23 protein-coding genes are annotated in these 16,612 nt (G+C 71.9%); 8 read left to right on the plus strand and 15 right to left on the minus strand.

Going from position 1 to position 16,612, the window contains the following annotated elements; genetic code table 11:
* Positions 1 to 98 precede the first annotated feature (98 nt).
* Complete coding sequence (locus tag FB465_RS12445; RefSeq protein ID WP_145790296.1) at positions 99 to 539, plus strand: type II toxin-antitoxin system PemK/MazF family toxin; 441 nt, start codon at positions 99 to 101, stop codon at positions 537 to 539.
* 85 nt (positions 540 to 624) lie between these two features.
* Here the strand turns inward: FB465_RS12445 and FB465_RS12450 are convergent, their stop codons facing one another.
* From FB465_RS12450 to clpS, 7 genes are all read right to left on the minus strand, one after another.
* Positions 625 to 1,593: a PLP-dependent cysteine synthase family protein gene (locus FB465_RS12450; protein WP_145790298.1), complete on the minus strand. Its 969-nt coding sequence runs from the start codon at positions 1,591 to 1,593 to the stop codon at positions 625 to 627.
* 166 nt (positions 1,594 to 1,759) lie between these two features.
* The gene (locus tag FB465_RS12455; RefSeq protein WP_145790300.1) at positions 1,760 to 2,032 is read right to left on the minus strand and encodes a MoaD/ThiS family protein; all 273 of its coding nucleotides are present in this window, start codon (positions 2,030 to 2,032) and stop codon (positions 1,760 to 1,762) included.
* Positions 2,033 to 2,126: 94 nt separating this feature from the next.
* On the minus strand, positions 2,127 to 2,243 hold the full coding sequence (locus tag FB465_RS37705) for a putative leader peptide (protein WP_342791798.1): 117 nt from the start codon (positions 2,241 to 2,243) through the stop codon (positions 2,127 to 2,129).
* 138 nt (positions 2,244 to 2,381) lie between these two features.
* On the minus strand, positions 2,382 to 2,813 hold the full coding sequence (locus tag FB465_RS12460; protein WP_145790302.1) for a M67 family metallopeptidase: 432 nt from the start codon (positions 2,811 to 2,813) through the stop codon (positions 2,382 to 2,384).
* Between the two features lie 43 nt (positions 2,814 to 2,856).
* Positions 2,857 to 3,144 (minus strand): hypothetical protein, encoded by a 288-nt coding sequence (locus tag FB465_RS12465; RefSeq protein ID WP_145790304.1) that lies wholly within the window; start codon positions 3,142 to 3,144, stop codon positions 2,857 to 2,859.
* Positions 3,145 to 3,189: 45 nt separating this feature from the next.
* Positions 3,190 to 3,765, minus strand: coding sequence for a DUF2017 domain-containing protein (locus FB465_RS12470; protein WP_145790306.1), 576 nt, complete (start codon positions 3,763 to 3,765; stop codon positions 3,190 to 3,192).
* Positions 3,766 to 3,800: 35 nt separating this feature from the next.
* The gene (clpS, locus tag FB465_RS12475) at positions 3,801 to 4,094 is read right to left on the minus strand and encodes an ATP-dependent Clp protease adapter ClpS (protein ID WP_145790308.1); all 294 of its coding nucleotides are present in this window, start codon (positions 4,092 to 4,094) and stop codon (positions 3,801 to 3,803) included.
* A 132-nt stretch (positions 4,095 to 4,226) separates the two neighbouring features.
* Between clpS and FB465_RS12480 the strand changes: the two genes are divergently transcribed.
* On the plus strand, positions 4,227 to 5,564 hold the full coding sequence (locus tag FB465_RS12480; protein WP_145790310.1) for a nicotinate phosphoribosyltransferase: 1,338 nt from the start codon (positions 4,227 to 4,229) through the stop codon (positions 5,562 to 5,564).
* 204 nt (positions 5,565 to 5,768) lie between these two features.
* Entirely contained in the window at positions 5,769 to 6,362 is a 594-nt protein-coding gene (locus FB465_RS12485) for an isochorismatase family protein (protein ID WP_145790312.1), read from the plus strand.
* A gap of 36 nt (positions 6,363 to 6,398) precedes the next feature.
* Here FB465_RS12485 and FB465_RS12490 read toward each other — a convergent pair whose 3' ends face one another.
* The gene (locus FB465_RS12490) at positions 6,399 to 7,427 is read right to left on the minus strand and encodes a hypothetical protein (protein ID WP_145790313.1); all 1,029 of its coding nucleotides are present in this window, start codon (positions 7,425 to 7,427) and stop codon (positions 6,399 to 6,401) included.
* 305 nt (positions 7,428 to 7,732) lie between these two features.
* On the opposite strand from FB465_RS12490, the gene FB465_RS12495 reads away from it, so the two are divergent.
* Positions 7,733 to 8,212 (plus strand): hypothetical protein, encoded by a 480-nt coding sequence (locus FB465_RS12495; protein ID WP_145790316.1) that lies wholly within the window; start codon positions 7,733 to 7,735, stop codon positions 8,210 to 8,212.
* Here the strand turns inward: FB465_RS12495 and FB465_RS12500 are convergent.
* Both FB465_RS12500 and FB465_RS12505 read right to left on the minus strand, forming a co-directional pair.
* Positions 8,181 to 9,017 carry a hypothetical protein gene (locus tag FB465_RS12500; RefSeq protein ID WP_246192636.1) on the minus strand — a complete coding sequence of 279 codons (837 nt, stop codon included), beginning with the start codon at positions 9,015 to 9,017 and terminating at the stop codon, positions 8,181 to 8,183. The two genes, FB465_RS12495 and FB465_RS12500, sit on opposite strands and share 32 nt — an antisense overlap.
* Positions 9,018 to 9,099: 82 nt before the next feature.
* On the minus strand, positions 9,100 to 10,179 hold the full coding sequence (locus tag FB465_RS12505; protein WP_145790318.1) for a cation diffusion facilitator family transporter: 1,080 nt from the start codon (positions 10,177 to 10,179) through the stop codon (positions 9,100 to 9,102).
* 239 nt (positions 10,180 to 10,418) lie between these two features.
* Here FB465_RS12505 and FB465_RS12510 point away from each other — a divergent pair, with 239 nt between their 5' ends.
* Together FB465_RS12510 and FB465_RS12515 are read left to right on the plus strand one after the other, a co-directional pair.
* Positions 10,419 to 10,868, plus strand: coding sequence for an RNA polymerase sigma factor (locus FB465_RS12510; RefSeq protein ID WP_145790319.1), 450 nt, complete (start codon positions 10,419 to 10,421; stop codon positions 10,866 to 10,868).
* A gap of 121 nt (positions 10,869 to 10,989) precedes the next feature.
* The gene (locus FB465_RS12515) at positions 10,990 to 12,057 is read left to right on the plus strand and encodes a DUF2332 domain-containing protein (protein WP_246192637.1); all 1,068 of its coding nucleotides are present in this window, start codon (positions 10,990 to 10,992) and stop codon (positions 12,055 to 12,057) included.
* A gap of 21 nt (positions 12,058 to 12,078) precedes the next feature.
* Here the strand turns inward: FB465_RS12515 and FB465_RS12520 are convergent, their stop codons facing one another.
* The gene (locus tag FB465_RS12520) at positions 12,079 to 12,612 is read right to left on the minus strand and encodes a DinB family protein (protein ID WP_145790321.1); all 534 of its coding nucleotides are present in this window, start codon (positions 12,610 to 12,612) and stop codon (positions 12,079 to 12,081) included.
* A 123-nt stretch (positions 12,613 to 12,735) separates the two neighbouring features.
* Positions 12,736 to 13,125 carry a winged helix-turn-helix transcriptional regulator gene (locus tag FB465_RS12525; RefSeq protein WP_211785768.1) on the minus strand — a complete coding sequence of 130 codons (390 nt, stop codon included), beginning with the start codon at positions 13,123 to 13,125 and terminating at the stop codon, positions 12,736 to 12,738.
* Between the two features lie 123 nt (positions 13,126 to 13,248).
* Here FB465_RS12525 and FB465_RS12530 point away from each other — a divergent pair, with 123 nt between their 5' ends.
* On the plus strand, positions 13,249 to 13,896 hold the full coding sequence (locus tag FB465_RS12530; protein WP_145790323.1) for an NAD(P)-dependent oxidoreductase: 648 nt from the start codon (positions 13,249 to 13,251) through the stop codon (positions 13,894 to 13,896).
* Positions 13,897 to 13,963: 67 nt separating this feature from the next.
* Here FB465_RS12530 and FB465_RS12535 read toward each other — a convergent pair whose 3' ends face one another.
* On the minus strand, positions 13,964 to 14,944 hold the full coding sequence (locus tag FB465_RS12535; RefSeq protein WP_145790325.1) for an NADPH:quinone reductase: 981 nt from the start codon (positions 14,942 to 14,944) through the stop codon (positions 13,964 to 13,966).
* A 299-nt stretch (positions 14,945 to 15,243) separates the two neighbouring features.
* Between FB465_RS12535 and FB465_RS12540 the strand changes: the two genes are divergently transcribed.
* Entirely contained in the window at positions 15,244 to 15,750 is a 507-nt protein-coding gene (locus FB465_RS12540) for a DinB family protein (protein ID WP_145790327.1), read from the plus strand.
* A gap of 22 nt (positions 15,751 to 15,772) precedes the next feature.
* Here the strand turns inward: FB465_RS12540 and FB465_RS12545 are convergent, their stop codons facing one another.
* Positions 15,773 to 16,204 (minus strand): HIT family protein, encoded by a 432-nt coding sequence (locus tag FB465_RS12545; protein WP_145790329.1) that lies wholly within the window; start codon positions 16,202 to 16,204, stop codon positions 15,773 to 15,775.
* Positions 16,205 to 16,349: 145 nt separating this feature from the next.
* Positions 16,350 to 16,556 (minus strand): hypothetical protein, encoded by a 207-nt coding sequence (locus FB465_RS12550; protein WP_145790331.1) that lies wholly within the window; start codon positions 16,554 to 16,556, stop codon positions 16,350 to 16,352.
* Positions 16,557 to 16,612: the final 56 nt, after the last annotated feature.

A 16,612-nucleotide genomic window follows, 5' to 3' on the forward strand; every position in this document is an offset into this window, starting at 1 on the left:
CAGAACGGACTCGGTGGTCGTTCCGTGACAAATCAGCAGCCGGGAACGGACAAATACCCGAGTGTCACGGCGGCCGGGGCGGCCGGTACGGTCTGCGGATGGACATCCACCTCCCGTACGGCGCGGTCAAGCTCCTCCTGCTGCTGGCCCTGGTCGCGGTCATCCTGACGGCCGCCGCGGCCGCCTGGCTGTGGCAGGCCGTGCAGCGCGCCCGCGCGCGTGCCGCCGGTCACCCGGAGCCGCGCGAGGTCTGGTGGGCCGAGGTGCCGTTCGAGGACGGCCCGGGATCGAAGGACAGGCCCTGCCTGGTGATCCGGGTGAACCGGACGCACGCGACGGTCGCGAAGATCACCAGCAAGCACCACGCCGAGCGCCCGGGCGTGCTCCCACTGCCCCGCGGCACGGTCGGCGACCGGCGGGGCCGGGCCAGCTGGCTGGAGACGGACGAGCTGCGCGAGGTGCCGATCGCGGACTTCCGCCGCAAGGTGGGCACGGTCGACGTGAAGACCTGGGGCCGCGCCCGGAACGCGATGAAGTGACGAAGGCGCGGCACCCCGTGAGGGGTGCCGCGCCTTCCGAAGCGCCGTCGGACCGGTCGGACCCCGGTCAGACCCGTCAGACCCGTCAGGCCCAGAGCTGGCCCTGCAGCGCCTCGACCGCTTCCTCGGTCGACTCGGCCGTGTAGATGCCGGTCGACAGGTACTTCCAGCCGCCGTCGGCGACCACGAACACCACGTCCGCCCGCTCGCCGGCCTGGGCGGCCTTGCGGCCGACGCCGATCGCGGCGTGCAGGATGGCGCCGGAGGAGACGCCCGCGAAGATGCCCTCCTGCTGCAGCAGCTCGCGTGTGCGGCGCACCGCGTCCGCCGAGCCGACGGAGAAGCGGGTGGTGAGCACCTCGGCGTCGTACAGCTCGGGGACGAAGCCCTCGTCGAGGTTGCGCAGCCCGTACACCAGGTCGTCGTAGCGCGGCTCGGCGGCGACGATCTGGATGCCGGGGACCTTCTCGCGCAGGTAGCGGCCGACGCCCATCAGGGTGCCGGTGGTGCCGAGGCCGGCGACGAAGTGGGTGACGGTCGGGAGGTCGGCGAGGATCTCCGGGCCGGTGGTGGCGTAGTGCGCGCCCGCGTTGTCCGGGTTGCCGTACTGGTAGAGCATCACCCAGTCGGGGTGCTCGGCGGCGATCTCCTTGGCGATCCGGACCGCCGTGTTGGAGCCGCCCGCGGCGGGCGAGGGGATGATCTCGGCGCCCCACATGCGGAGCAGCTCGCGGCGCTCCTCGCTGGTGTTCTCCGGCATGACGCAGACCATGCGGTAGCCCTTGAGCTTGGCCGCCATGGCGAGCGAGATGCCGGTGTTGCCGCTGGTGGGCTCCAGGATGGTGCAGCCGGGGGTGAGCCTCCCGGCGGCCTCGGCCCGCTCGATCATGTGCAGGGCCGGGCGGTCCTTGATCGAGCCGGTCGGGTTGCGGTCCTCCAGCTTGGCCCAGAGGTTCACCAGCCCGTCCCCGTTGCCGGGGACGGCGGCGGAGAGCCGGGGAAGCCGGACCAGCGGGGTGTTGCCGACGGCTTCGAGCGGGCTGTCGTAACGCATCAGCTTGGGGCCTTCGTCAGTTGGGGGGTGGAGCAAGGAGCGGCGTCCGGGCCGAGTCCGGGCGGTGCGGAGGTGGGAGTGGCAGCGGAGCTGCGGCGACTGACGACAAGCCGTTCAGGCGAGAGCCCGGACGTCGCGACGCCGCCCCCCAACTGCCGGAGGCCCCTCAGCCGCCGGCCACGGCCGGGAGGATGGTGACGCTGTCGCCGTCGGTGAGGGAGGTGCCGATGCCGTCCAGGAAGCGGACGTCCTCGTCGTTCAGGTAGACGTTGACGAAGCGGCGCAGCTCGCCGCCGTCCAGCAGGCGGGCGGCGATGCCCGGGTGGCGGGCGTCGAGGTCGGTGAAGAGCTCCCCGAGGTTGTTACCGGTGCCCTCGACGGCCTTGGCGCCGTCGGTGTAGGTGCGGAGGATGGTGGGGATGCGGACCTCGATGGCCATGGCTGCTGCTCCTGTGGAGATGATTTCGGGTGGGCCGCAGGGGCGCGGCAGGGAAGAGTGGCCCCGGGTGCGGGGCGGGCGGCTGGTGCCGAGGTCAGCAGGCGTCGGCGGTGCCGGGACAGATCGTGCTGGCGAGCCGGCACAGGTCGATGTGCAGGCGCGCCACGAGGCGGATGCCTGGGGCCTGGGTACTCACATCGACGGAACGCATGGGCTCATCGTATAGATTCCCGCCCCCGCTCCGACATCTCCGTCTCGCGATCCGGATGATTCCGTTTCTCCTGGTGAGACGGGAGGGCCCGCCGACCGCCGGAGGGCGGTGCGGCGGGCCCGGTGAGGTCCGGCCCGGTCAGGCCTCGTACGCCTCGACGACCTGGACGTCTTCCTCTGTGATCTCGCCGTCCACGATGCGGAACGAGCGGAACTGGAACGGGTCCTCGGGGCCGGTGCCCTCCACCGTGGAGACCAGGACGTAGTGGGCGAACGGCTCGGAGGCGTAACTGACGTCGGTGCGCGAGGGGTAGGCCTCGGTGGCGGTGTGCGAGTGGTAGACGACCACCGGCTCCTCGTCCCGGTCGTCCATCTCGCGGTAGAGCTTGAGCAGGTCACCGGAGTCGAACTCGTAGAACGTGGGCGAGCGGGCCGCATTGAGCATCGGGATGAACCGCTCGGGGCGCCCGGTGCCGGCCGGGCCCGCGACCACGCCGCAGGCCTCGTCCGGGTGGTCGGCACGCGCGTGGGCGACGATCGCGTCGTGCAGCTCTCGGGAGATGGTCAGCATGCGGTCAGGATAGCCACGCGCCCGGACGGGCCCGTGCCCCGGCTCAACTGCCGGACGGCGCGTGGACGTGGTCCTGCGCCGGCCCCTGGAGGGCCTCCGGCCTGCGGCGCTCGAGCACCTGGTACCCGATGACCAGCAGCACCGCCCACACCGGGAAGACGTACAGCGAGATCCGGTTGTCCTCGTCGAACGCGATCAGGACGACCACCAGCGCCAGGAAGGCGAGCGCTCCCCAGCTGACGTACGCACCGCCCGGCGCCTTGAAGGTGGGCGGCGGCAGCAGGCCGGCCTTCCATGCGGTGCGGTAGCGGATCTGGCAGATCAGGATCATCGCCCAGGTCCAGCATGCGGACAGGGGGCCAAGGGTGACGGCGCGTCAGTCGACCATCGCCTCCAGCAGCGACTCCTGCATCCCGCCGAGCCACAGGTAGGCCATCACGAGGGGCTTGCGCGGGTCGCTGTCGGGCAGGTCGTAGAGGCCCTGCTCGTCCTCCTCGGTGACCTCCAGGCGCGCACCGAGCGTCAGCCGCAGGTCGTTCAGCGCCCCGAGCCAGTGCAGGCAGTCGGCGGCGGCCACCTTCAGGACGCCGCCGTCGCCGCCGAGTTCGTCCAGTGCGCGGATCACGCTCAGCGCGTCCTCGCGCTTGCGGGTGCGCAGGTCCGGCTCGGTGTAGCGGCGGAACTCGCCGGACGCGGCCTTCGTCTGCTGGTCGGCGTCCTGCCCGGGCTCGCCGTAGGCGTCGGGGAAGAGCCGGGCCAGCGCCGGGTCGGCCGGCGCCTCGGTCGGGCCTTCGGCGAACAGCGCGGCCAGCGGGTCGTCGCTCCCCTCCCCCGGGCCCGGCCCGATCAGCTCCACCATCTGCACTTCCAGCGAGCGCAGGATGGACGCCTCCAGCTCGTCCAGCGCGATCGCCGCACTGCCTCCGCCGGCGCTCTCGAACAACCCAGCCATAAGTATCGGTCAGCCCGTCTTCGTCGTTTGATGGTTCAGTCGTGCTGGATGGTGGCCCACAGCCCGTAGCCGTGCATGGCCTGGACGTCCCGCTCCATCTCCTCGCGCGAGCCGCTGGAGACCACGGCCCGGCCCTTGGTGTGCACCTCCATCATGAGCTTCCTGGCCTTGTCCTTCGGGTAGCCGAAGTAGGCCTGGAAGACGTACTGGACGTAGCTCATCAGGTTGACCGGGTCGTTGTGGACGATGGTCACCCAAGGTGTGTCCGGCTCCACCGCGGGAAGGCCTTCGACCTCCGGGCGCTCGATCTCCACGGGCGCGACACTCACGGCTGACACTCCTCGCTGGGACACGGTTTCCGTCTCTCATGCTTCCATCCGGGGGACGTGCGAGCGAATCCGGGTCAACACACTCCCAGAGAAATCGTCACTTTGACGCTAAGTGGTAGTAGCATCATCACCATGGACGCCATCACCGCGCACCCTTCCACCGCGCTGCTCACCGACCGTTACGAGCTCACCATGCTGCAGGCCGCGCTGCGCAGCGGTGCCGCCCACCGCCGCTCGGTCTTCGAGGTCTTCACCCGGCGGCTGCCCAACGGGCGCCGTTACGGCGTGGTGGGCGGCATCGGGCGGCTGCTGGACGCGGTCGAGAACTTCCGCTTCACCACCCCGCAGCTGGACTGGCTCGCCGACGAGGGCGTGGTGGACGAGGACACCCTGCGCCATCTGGCCGACTACCGGTTCACCGGGGACATCCACGGCTACCCGGAGGGCGAGGTGTACTTCCCCGGCTCGCCGGTGCTGACCGTCGAGGGCACCTTCGCCGAGGCGGTGATCCTGGAGACGGTCATCCTGTCGATCCTCAACCACGACTCGGCGATCGCCGCCGCGGCCTCCCGGATGACCAGCGCCGCGGGCGACCGCCCGTGCATCGAGATGGGCGCCCGCCGGGCCCACGAGCGCGCCGCCGTGGCGGCCGCCCGCGCCGCGTACGTCGCCGGCTTCTCCGCCACCTCCGACCTGGAGGCGGGCTTCGCCTACGGCATCCCGACCACCGGCACGGCGGCCCACGCCTTCACCCTCCTGCACGACAGCGAGCGGGACGCCTTCACCGCCCAGATCGACTCGATGGGCCGCGGCACCACCCTGCTGGTCGACACCTACGACCTCGCCGAGGCCGTCCGGACGGCCGTGGAGGTGGCCGGGCCGACGCTCGGCGCCGTCCGTATCGACTCCGGCGACCTCACCCTGCTCGCCCACCGGGTCCGCCGGCAGCTGGACGAGCTCGGGGCGCACAAGACCCGGATCATCGTCACCTCCGACCTGGACGAGTACGCCATCGCCGCACTCGCCGCCGCCCCCGTCGACGGGTACGGCGTCGGGACCAGCCTGGTCACCGGCAGCGGCCACCCGACCTGCGCGATGGTCTACAAGCTGGTCGCCAGGGAGACCGGCCCGGGCGGGCCGCTGGTGCCCGTCGCCAAGCGCTCGGCGGGCGCCAAGACCAGCGTGGGCGGCCGGAAGTGGGCCGCTCGCCGGCCCGACGCGGACGGCGTCGCCGAGGCCGAGGTGGTCGGCACCGGCGAGGTGCCGGCGCAGCTCGCGGCCCACCTGCTGCACGTACCGCTGATCCGCCGGGGCGAGGTGGTCGGGCGCGAGCCGCTGGCCGCCGCCCGTGACCGCCACCGGCGGGCCCGGGCCGCACTTCCGCTGTCGGCCACCCAGCTGTCGAAGGGCGAGCCGGTGCTGGCGACCGAGCTGCTGGTGCCCGCGGACGTCCTCGGGCTCGCGGGCTGAGGCGACCGCGCGCCGGGACCCTTCCGCCTACGCGCGTAACTCCCTAGAGTTGCCACCACCGAACCGCCGCGCCGCCTTCGATCCGGCACCTTCGATCCGGCGCCCCCGCCCCCTTCCCCCTTCGGTCATTCACCCCTCGAACGTTCACTCCTCGATCCCTCACCCACCGTCCGACAGCAAGCGAAAGCAAGAAGGAAGCACCCCATGCACCGGGCACTGATCGTCGTCGACGTGCAGAACGACTTCTGCGAGGGCGGCAGCCTCGCTGTCGCCGGCGGCGCCGAGGTGGCCGCCGCGATCACCGACCTGATCGCCGAGTCCTCCCCCGGTTACACCCACATCGTCGCGACCCGCGACCACCACATCGACCCGGGCTCGCACTTCTCCTCCGAGCCGGACTACGTCACCTCCTGGCCCGTGCACTGCGTGGCCGGCACCGAGGGCGTCGGCTTCCACCCCAACTTCGCCCCCTCCGTGACCTCGGGTGCGATCGAGGCCGTGTTCGACAAGGGCGCGCACTCGGCCGCGTACAGCGGCTTCGAGGGCTTCGACGAGAACGGCGGGACGCTCGCCGGCTGGCTCCGGGAGCGGGCTGTCACCGAGGTGGACGTGGTGGGCATCGCCACCGATCACTGCGTCAGGGCCACCGCGCTGGACGCCGCGCGCGAGGGCTTCACCACCCGCGTCCTGCTCGACCTCACCGCCGGGGTCGCCGCCCCGACCACCGAGGCAGCGCTCGGAGAACTCCGTTCAGCAGGAGTGGAGTTGACCGGCACGCCGGTGGTACGCGAAGCCTGACCGCACGGCATCGGGTTCCTCGTCGGGGCCGTACACCTAGCGCTCCGTCACCACCAGATCGACCACGTCCTCCCCACCCGCGGTGAAGGCCTCGCGCAGCTCGCCGCCGACCACGTCCGGCTCGGCGGCGATACGCCGGCCGGACACGTACACCACCCGCACCCCCAGGTACTCCATCCGGTGCTGCCCGCCGCGCACCCAGGCCGCCTCCCCCTCGCTGACGCAGCGCAGTTCGGAGTCGACCTCGACGGCCACCGCGGCCTCCGGCCAGTACAGGTCGGGCACCGCGATGTAGGTGCCGCCGCGCATCCTCAGCTCGGGGCCGGTCAGCGGCGCGGGGAGCAGCCACTCGTCCACCAGCTCGCCGAGCCGGTCGAGCACCGACTCCCGTTCCGCCGCGAGCAGTTCGTCCATCGCGGCGCGAACACGGGTCTCCTCCACCAGGCCTGCCTCGCGCAGCTCGGCCAGCAACTGCCCCAGCGTGCAGCCGGATTCCTTCCGCGACACGGCCTCCCGCATGACCGCGCGCAGCAGACCCGACGGGACGGCACCGGTGTCGAAGGCGCCCTCGTCCGTCCATTCGCGCAGGGTGTCCGCGACCGCTCTCGCCACCGGTGCGCAGGCCAGCCCGTGCACCGACCTCGCCTCCAACTCCCGCTCGGTGCGGCGGATCCGCACCTCGCCGGCATCCTTGAGCCGCCGCTGACGGGGCACCAGCACCTCGACCCCGGTGACGGCCGGCAGCCGGGGCGCCGAGGCGAAGCCGTACAGCGCCAGCGCCGCGGCACCGGTGATGACGGCGCCGTCGCGGCGGCCCTCCTCACGCCCGTCCTGCGCCGCGTAGAGCAGCGCCGCCCACATCCGCTGCTCGGGCGTCGGCTCCCCGTCCTGCAGCAGGTAGACCCGCGGCAGCAGCCGCTGCCACGGGCCGCCCCGGCGGCAGTGCTCGCTGACCACGCGCGTCGGCACGCCACGGGCGCGGAGTTGACTGGCCGTGATGACGTTCTGCTGACGCTGAGCCAGCTCTTCGAGGGACGGGGACGGGGAAGGAATCTGGTAGCTCATGCCGACACCCTCCCCAAGAGCTCCGCTGCCGCATCCACGACCTGACGCACTGTTACCCAACCGTCGCGAAATCGGGACTGGCCCGCACTAAAGTCCCCATACCCTCACTCATTCGGCGTAACGGACGTTCACTCAGTTGCCGGATTCGACCGCAGTTGGCCTGTACCATCCGATTTTCGCACTCTGCCCGGATCGACGGGGCGAACGTCTGAGCTGCGCCGTCTGACCGAGAGTGACGAGCGCCATACTGTGAAGCACCACCCGGGAGTCACGACAGACCCCCCGGATTGCCTACCATCACCTCTATGCCACGTGACGAGACCACCGGCCTGCGAGCCGCCCAACTGCGCCTCGGCCGCCTGCCCGGCTACGTCCGCCAGCCAGACCTGGCCCGCCGCAACGGCGAGGACGGCCACACCTACAAGAAGGGCTGGGAGGTCCGCTTCACCGCGCGGACCGAGGAGGAGATAGCCGAGATCCGCGACCTGGTGATCGCGGCGGGCTTCGCCCCGGCCAGGCCGTTCTTCAAGGGCCACCAGCTGATCCAGCCGGTGTACGGCATCGCGGCGGTCCAGGCGTACCTCGCGGCACGCGAGGCCGCCGAGGACGTCACCCGCAGCCGACGCGGCCGGCCCGCCGTCCCACGTCAGGGGTGCCCCGAACAGGCCGCCACCGCCTCGTCCGCTGCTTCCTCCGCTTCCTCTGCGGCCGCCGTCGCCGCTCAGCGGGCACGGTGCGCCTCCGAGCAGCAGGTCAGCGCACGGACAGCTGGTCGTACGTCTTGAACGTGTAGCTCGCGTCATAGGTCATCAGGTTGCCGCTCGACGCCGGGAGACCGAGCCGCTGGTTGAGCAGTCCGGCCAGCGGCCCGCACCCCTCGGCGGCCGGAGCCGTGAAGGCGTCGTCGTACGCCGAGAACCTGACCAGCGGAGGCGTCCTCGAGACCCACTCCGACGGGCCTGACCGCTTCAGCCGGAAGTCGACCGGGGCGCTCGCCCCGATGGTGCAGCCCTGCGGCAGCAGCGGGCTCCGCAGCCGGAACCGCAGGCTGAACTGCCCCGTGTAGAAGTCCGACCGGTCGCCGTACTCCGGCTGCACGGTCAGCCCCAGCAGCGGCGCGTGATCGCCCGCCGGGGCGCCGAGCAGCCCACCGGGGACGGTGGTCGGGGCACTGTGCATGGCACCCCACACCTGGGCCCTGGTGCCGTCCGGGAGCAGGCCCTCGGCGTGCGTCATGGTGATCGGTGCGAGGGCGGGGACGCTGATGGCACCGATCCTCAGCTGCGGCGTGGCGAGATGGATCTCGCAGCGCCAGGCGGCCGGGTCGACCCCTGCCGGGAGGGCCGGGCAATCGCTGAAGTCGGTCAGGGCCGGCGGCATCGTGACACTCGCCGTCGGCGTCGGTGTCTGCGCCGTCGGCGTCGGTGTCTCGGCGTGCGCGATGCTCGGTGCGTAGGCGGCCACCAGGCCTGCGAGGGCCGCGGCCCCGGCCAGCGTACGGGCGACGCGGGTACGGGCCGTGCGGGTGCGGGCCGTACCGGTGCGGGCGGCGCGGCGGGCGGGGGACGGGCTCTGCGGGGTGATCTCCATGCCCGTCAGCCTGCCGCCCGCCCCCGCCCGGCGACCATCGGTGACATCCCCGCCCTTACCCCTACGCGCCCATGACGTGCCGTCAGGGTTTCACCCCGAGAGGCGCATGGTCGATGTGCACGGTGGCGGCCAGCAGCCGCGGTACGGCACGGATCAGCGCCCGCTCCGCGGCCTCGGCCACCTCGTGCCCCGCCACCACCGTGAGCGCGCCGTCCACCACCACCTCGGCCTCCGCCCGCAGCGAGTGGCCGATCCAGCGCATCCGCAGCGCACCGACCCCGCGCACGCCCTCGACCGCGCGCAGCTCACGCTCGGCCATGTCGACCAGCTCCGGGTCGACCGCGTCCATCAGCCGCCGGCCGACCTCCCGTACGGAGGTCCGCAGCACCACCAGGATGCCGCCGGTGATCACCAGCCCCACGATCGGGTCGGCGAGCCGCCAGCCCAGTGCGCTGCCCGCCGCGCCCAGCAGGACGGCCAGCGAGGTGAGACCGTCCGTACGGGCGTGCAGGCCGTCCGCGACCAGCGCGGCCGAGCCGATCCGCCGTCCGGTGCGGACCCGGTAGCGGGCCACCCACTCGTTGCCCAGGCAGCCGACCAGGGCCGCACCGGCCACCGCCCACAGGTGCGTGACCGGCTGCGGGTGGAGCAGCCGGTCCACGGCCGTGGCCGCCGCCAGCACCGAGGAGGCCGCGACGGCGGCCACCACGGCCACCCCCGCGAGGTCCTCGGCCCGGCCGTAGCCGTACGTGTAGCGGCGGTTGGCCGCCCGGCGGCCGAGCAGGAAGGCCAGGCCCAGCGGGACGGCGGTGAGGGCGTCGGCGAGGTTGTGCACGGTGTCCCCGAGCAGCGCGACCGAGCCGGAGAGCATCACGATGACGCCCTGGACGGCCGCCGTCAGGCCCAGCACGAGCAGGGAGATCCAGAGCGTGCGCAGCCCCTCGGAGGAGGACTCCAGCGCGCTGTCGACCTTGTCGGCGGCCTCGTGCGAGTGCGGCCTGAACAGATGCGCAGGCCGGCGACCGTGACCGTGGCCGTGATCGCGGCGTTGAACGTCATCGTGACGCTGAACGTGATCGTGACCGCGCTCGTGACCGTGACCGTGACCGTGATGATGGTGTGGACCGTGATGCTGGTGTCCGTGTGCCTCCGCTGCCTCCATACGGCCCACGGTGGCACACCAACTCCCCTGCAGCCACTGCCGTTCTACCTTCCCTGACCAGCTGCGACACCCTTGCAGCTGCGTCTGCTGCGCCACCGAAGCTGACATGCCGTCACACAGCGGCTCAATCAGGCCCATTCCCGATATCCGATGGAACTTGTCACTCAAAGCAGCTGCGCGAGGGCCTAGAGTGAGCGCAGGCTGCTGCCCCTACCCCGAGACCAGATCGAGAGGCCGATGTGACCGACCGTCATGTCCCCGCCACCGGCCTGGGCGGATCCGGCGATCCGGTTGAACTGTCGGCCATGCCACTGGAGTTCACGGCATTCCGGGAGTTGCACCACCCCCGTTATCTGAGCTACGCACGCGTCTGGTTCCACGAGCCCGCCGAGGCCGCGGAGACGGTCGAGCAGGCCTTCCGCGCCCTGGCCGCCGTCTGGCCCGAGGTCCTGGGCAGCCCCAACCCGACGGCCGCCGCCTGGCAGATCCTGCGCAGTACCGTGGACGAGCGACTCGACCCGTGCGGTGTACCGGCGCCGCGGGCCGCCACCAAGGACGAGGACCTCGCCATCCTGCACTACGTGGTCGGTCTCGCCACCCCCGAGATCGCCGACGTGGTCGGCGCCGACACCGCGAGCATCGCCAGTCAGCTGCGGCACGCGCTGCGACGCGAACCGTCGGAGTGGTGACCTGCCCACCCATGGGTCCGGTCCACCGGAGGACGGTGACCGCAATCACTCGGTCGGCTACTTCTCCGGCGCGCTCGGCAGGCGAAAGATGATCTCCAGTCGAACCGACAGGAGTCCACCCGTGTCAGTCGAGCACGCCGTCGCCATGATCGATCACCAGGCCGCCGCCTGCGCCGAGTTGGGCTCTCCGCTGTACGCCGCGCTGCTGCACCGCGTCTCCGAGGACGTCCGCGCGGGCGGCCCCTGCGCGGCGGCCATCGCCGGGTACGAGGACGCTCCCGGCCCCGACGCCATCGCCCTGCGCTTGCTCGGCGGCGTCCACGCGCTCGTCCTGACCGGCCGGGCGCCCTCGCTGGCCGCGCACTACCCCAGCGCCGGCGGGAGCTTCGACCCCGCCTCGCCCGACGCCCCCTGGCCCGCGTTCCGCGCCACGGTCGCCGCCGGCCTCCCCTGGATCAGGGACTGGCTGACCAGGCCCCCGCAGACCAACGAGGTCGGCCGCGCCAGCCTGCTGATCACCGGCCTGCTGCACACCCTCGCGGCGGCCCCGCTGCCCGTCCGGCTGTTCGAACTCGGCTCCAGCGCCGGCCTCAACCTGCTCGCCGACCGGTTCCGGTGCGAGGCGCCCGGCTTCGCGTACGGCCCTGCGGACTCCCCCGTACTGCTCCCCCAGGCCTGGCGGGACGCCCCGCCCTCCTGGCTCGCCGGGCCGCAGCCCGCGCTCTCCTTCATCGAGCGGCGCGGCTGCGACCTCACCCCCATCGACCCGCTCTCCCCCGAGGGAGCGCTCGCCCTGCGCGCGTACGTCTGGGCCGACCAGCCCGCCCGCACCGCCCGGCTGGACGGTGCGCTGCAGCTTGCCGCGAAGGTGCCGGTCCGGGTCGAGGCGCTCGGCGCGGCCGACTTCCTTCGCGACGTGCAGGTCGTGGACGGCGCGCTGACGGTCGTCTGGCACTCCGTCATGCGCCAGTACGTGCCGGCCGAGGAATGGGCGCGCGTCGAGGCGGAGTTGGACCGCCTGGCCGCCGCGAGCACGGCGAGCGCACCCTTCGCCCACATCGCCTTCGAGCCCCGCCGGGTCGACGCCGGGCACCGCTTCCTGCTCACCGTACGGGCCGGCCTCGGCCGGGAGCGGACCATCGCCGAGGCGGCACCGCACGGCCTGCCGGCGTGGGAGCCGGAGGCTTGAAGGCTCCGACAGCAGGTGTTCCTAGAGCTTCTCCCCGGTGACGTCGAAGAGGTGGTGCACCGGGTCGTGGATCAGGTACCGCGCGAAGGACTCCACCGTGAAGCGGGCCCCGTCACTCCGGTCGCCCGTGCGCTGCCACTGCTCGCCGGACACCGCCTCGAAGGAGCTCGCGAGCTGCTCGGCACCCGCCGCCAGGTCGACCGCGACCTCGGCCGGGTCCTGCTCGCCGTAGCGCTCGGCCACGGCGGTCTCGTCCTGGTTCCAGTTGGGGAAGCGCGGGCCGTCCTGGGTGAGCATCAGCTCCAGCCGGAAGTCGAAGAGCCGGAAGACGTCCCGCACATGGCAGGCGTACTCCAGATCCGACCACACCTCCGGGCTCGGCCGCCGCCGCAGCTCCTCCGCCGACCGCTCGGTGAGCAGGGCCACCCAGGAGGCGGCGTTGGCGCGCACCATCGCCGGGACGTCCTCACGGACGACCGACGGGGTGTCGAGGCCGCAGTCGGCGCAGGCCCGCTGAAGGACCCAGGTCCAGTCCTTGGTGTCAGGAGTGATCATGCATCCAGGATGGCCCGGCAGCGGCAGCCCTCACCAGCGGCGGGACCGCCACGCTGCGCCAAGATGCTGCCAGCCGCCGGCTGATTGCTGTGCCCGTTGCTCCGCCTGCTGCCCGGCGGGTTGCTACCCGTCGCTCCGCTCGCTGCTCTGCTCGTACGCCTCTCGCGCCGCGAGCAGGTGGTCCAGGTGCTCGCGCGCCCATGCGCAGGCGGCGTCCATCGGTCCGAACAGCGACCGCCCGAGCGGGGTCAGCTCGTACTCGACGCGTGGCGGATTCTCGTCGTACGCGGTGCGGGTGAGCACCCCGTCGCGCTCCAGCGCGCGCAGGGACTCGGCCAGCACCTTGGGTGTGATGCCGCGCAGCGGCACCTTGAGCTCGGAGAACCGGCGCGGCCCGGCCTCCAGGCAGCGCATGATCTTCCAACTCCACTTCTCGCCACCGCGGATCGGCAGCGCCCGGCTCGGACAGGCCGGGTCGAAGAAGTCCGCGGTCAGCGGCTGAGGCACAGTCATACCCACGACCGTACTGCCGCGACCGCAGCAACAGCAGCCCGCCGGTACCGTTGAAGTAACCGGCACCCCTGGGCCTACCTTCACGAGCAGAAGATCCGTACTCGCTGCCCCAGGGAGCCTCCAGTGACCAGCACCAGCATCATCGTCTTCGGAGCCGGCGGCCGGGTCGGCCGCGCCATCACCGCAGAGGCCGTCGTCCGCGGGTTGTCGGTGACGGCCGCCGTACGGGAGCCCGAGCGCCACGCCGACCTCGCGGGGTCCCAGGTGTCGCTCGTCCGCTGCGACGTGACCGACACGGCGGCGGTGGCGGAGGCCGCAGCCGGGCACTCGGCCGCCGTCAGCTCGCTGTACCGCGCCGACGTACCGTCCCAGGACTTCTACCGTACGACGACCGGGAGCCTGCTCGCCGGCCTCGGCCGAGCGGGAGTCGGGCGCCTGATCAGCGTGGGTATGGCCGCCACCCTGGAGACATCGCCGGGAGTGCGCATCCTGGACGGGCCCGACTTCCCCGCCGACCACCGCGCGTTCTCGCTCGGCCATGCCACCGCCCTGGAGGTGCTGCGCGAGGCGCCCACCACCCTGGACTGGCTGGTGGCCACCCCACCCATGGACCTCGGCCACGACGGCGTGCGCACCGGCCGGTACCGCGTGGGCGGGACGGAACTTCCCGAGGGCGGCGGGCACATCTCGCACGCCGACTTCGCGCTCGCGGTCCTCGACGAAATCGAGCGGCCGAAGCACCACCGCACGCAGATCAGCGTCTGGGCCTGAGCCCCGCCCGTAACGAGCACCCGTCGGTCGTGCAGAGGTCGAGGGCTGCTGAGCGGCTTGGAGGCGTTTACTGCGGGACGGTGATCAGGACCCGGCCGCGGCCGCCGGCGTCAACACGGTCGTGGGCCTTGGCGATCTCCTCCAGGGGGAAGCGAGTGCCGATGTCCACCTTCAGGGCGCCGACGGCGGCCGCGGAGGTGAGGTCGCGGGCTGCCTGCTTCCTGGCGTCGGCAGGGAAGTCGTCGCTGCCCAGCAGACGTAGCGTCACATTGGCGAACAGCAAGGGCCAGAACGGAAGTTCGGGCCGGTCGATCCGGGTGGCGTAGGCAGCGATGACCGCGCCATCGGCGACTACTGCGGCATCGAGGTCGGCGTTGTCGGACATGGCGACCTCGATGATGCGGTCCACGCCTTGCGGCGCGTACGCGCGGATCGCCTTGGCCGGATCGTCCTGGTCGAGGGCCACGCTGTGGGACACCACGGAGGAGTCGACTCGGTCCAGGTCGTCGCTGCGCACAACAGTGCCGATGACGGTTGCCCCGCCCCAGTGAGCGAGTTGAGCGGCCAGCGATCCGACACCGCCGAGCACGCCCTGCACCAGCAGGGTCCTGCCGTCGACCGGACCGTCGCCGAACACGGTCCGGTGCGCGGTGATCCCCGGGATGCCCAAGCAGGCACCGAGCTCGTCGCTGAGCTGCTCGGGCAGGGTTACGGCCATGTGGTCGGGTACGACCGTGTACTGGGCAGCGGTCCCGAACGCCCGGTAGGACTGCGCGCCGTAGACCCAGACCCGGTGCCCGATGCGACTGTTGTCGACGCCGTCGCCGACGGCGTCGATGACACCCGCCGCATCGCTGTGCGGGATCACCCGTGGGAAGGGCATGGACGACCCGAGCCAGCCGCGCCGCTTCTTGGTGTCGCCGGGGTTCACACCCGACACCCGCACGCGCACCCGCACCTCACCGGGCCCGGGATGCGGGTCGGGCAGCTCGCCCACCTGGAGTACATCGGCGGCGGATCCCTGTTCGTCGTACCAGGACGCAATCATCTCCAGGCCTCCCAGCCACGCAGTCGACGCACTCGTCGAGCGTAATCGGGCCGGCTCCGGAGTGCGCGCTGCCAGGGCCGCCCCGGTGCGGGTCGTCCCGAACCGAGTGGCCCGCCCCCGCCCCGCAGCCGAAGCGGTCACCCGAGCCCACCTCGCACGACACGCTCCACTACCGTGGTCCCCAACTACGAGGCCGCCCACGCGGCCTGACCGCCCCACGGGTTCAGCCGAGGCGGAACAATCTCATTGCGGCGAGGCTGAGGCCAGGGCAACATCGCCGCCGCCGAAGGGAACCAGCAGTGACCACCGAGCGAATCGGCCCGCCCGTGATCGCGTCCGAGCGCGAGATGCTGCGGGCCTTCCTCGACTACCACCGCGCGACGCTCGCCATGAAGTGCGACGGCCTCTCCGACGAGGACCTGCGCCGTCAGTCGATGCCGCCCTCGACGCTCTCACTGCTCGGGCTGGTCCGGCACATGGCCGAGGTGGAGCGCACCTGGTTCCGCCGTGTGATCAACGGGGAGGACATCCCCCTCGTGTGGTCGGACGAGGGGGACTACCAGGTCGCGTACGACGCGAGTGCGTCCACGCGGTCGGAGGCGTTCGAGGCCTGGCAGGCGGAGGTCGAGCACTCACGCCGGATCGAGGAGGCCGCGGAGTCGCTCGACGTCACCGGCTACCAGCCCAAGTGGGAAGAGGACGTGTCACTACGACTGGTGATACTGCATCTGATTCACGAGTACGCCCGGCACAACGGGCATGCCGATTTCCTGCGCGAGGGAATCGACGGGACCGTCGGGGCCTGATACGCCCACCACGGGGGGCACGTCAGAGGAACTTCGTCAGCTCTGCAGCGAGATCGTCCATCTCGCTCGGGTTCACCTGCGGCTCCGCACCGAGAAGACTGAAGACGCGTGGACCGCGTAGGTCCGACGGGAGGTCCGGTGCCCTGGGGACGAGGTGGAAGTGGACGTGCGCAAATCCCTCCGCCTCGGCGAACTGGGCCACGTACGTCTTCGCGCACCCCGTGACGGCTACGAGCGCCCGCGAGAGCCGGACCTGCCAGAGGCCCAGGTCCGCGGCTTCGGCATCGGTGAGGTCGGCGAGGCTCGTGACGTGCCGGCGCGGCACCAGGACGAGCCAGCCCGGGACAGCCGTGCCGAAGGCGTGCGCGACGCGCCAATGCCGGTCGGTGGCGATCCGTTCGCGGAGCGGGAGGGCATCAAGGTCTGCGTTCTGGTCGCAGGTGTAGCAGTCCATGACGCCTGAGCGTACGGGCCCCGGGACCGCCTGGCCGAGGCTCCCAGCCCAACCGCTCGACCTGGCCGTCGTGATACGGGCGAGCTGGGAGTATCTCGGCGGAGTCGCCCTCAGGGGCTGACCGGCGGGCGGGGCGGGGTGGGTGTCAGTTGTGATTGCCCTTGATCGTGCAGACGGCGTCGACGGACGTCGGGGTGAACCCGACCGGGGTCGCCCACGCCAGCAGGTCCCTGCAGACCTTGGCCTCGTTGGCGTTGGCGGGGCCGTCGGCGAAAGCCGGGGACGCGGCACCGAGCGGCATCACGACGGCGGCAGCGGCGAACACGACGAGGATGGCCAGCTTCTTCAACATGACGGCCCTTCGGGTAGGTGATGGACGAGCCATCAGTACCCGAAGGGCCGTTGTCA

Origin of the sequence: Kitasatospora atroaurantiaca, assembly GCF_007828955.1 — a bacterium.
Classification (GTDB): Bacteria; Actinomycetota; Actinomycetes; order Streptomycetales; family Streptomycetaceae; genus Kitasatospora; species Kitasatospora atroaurantiaca.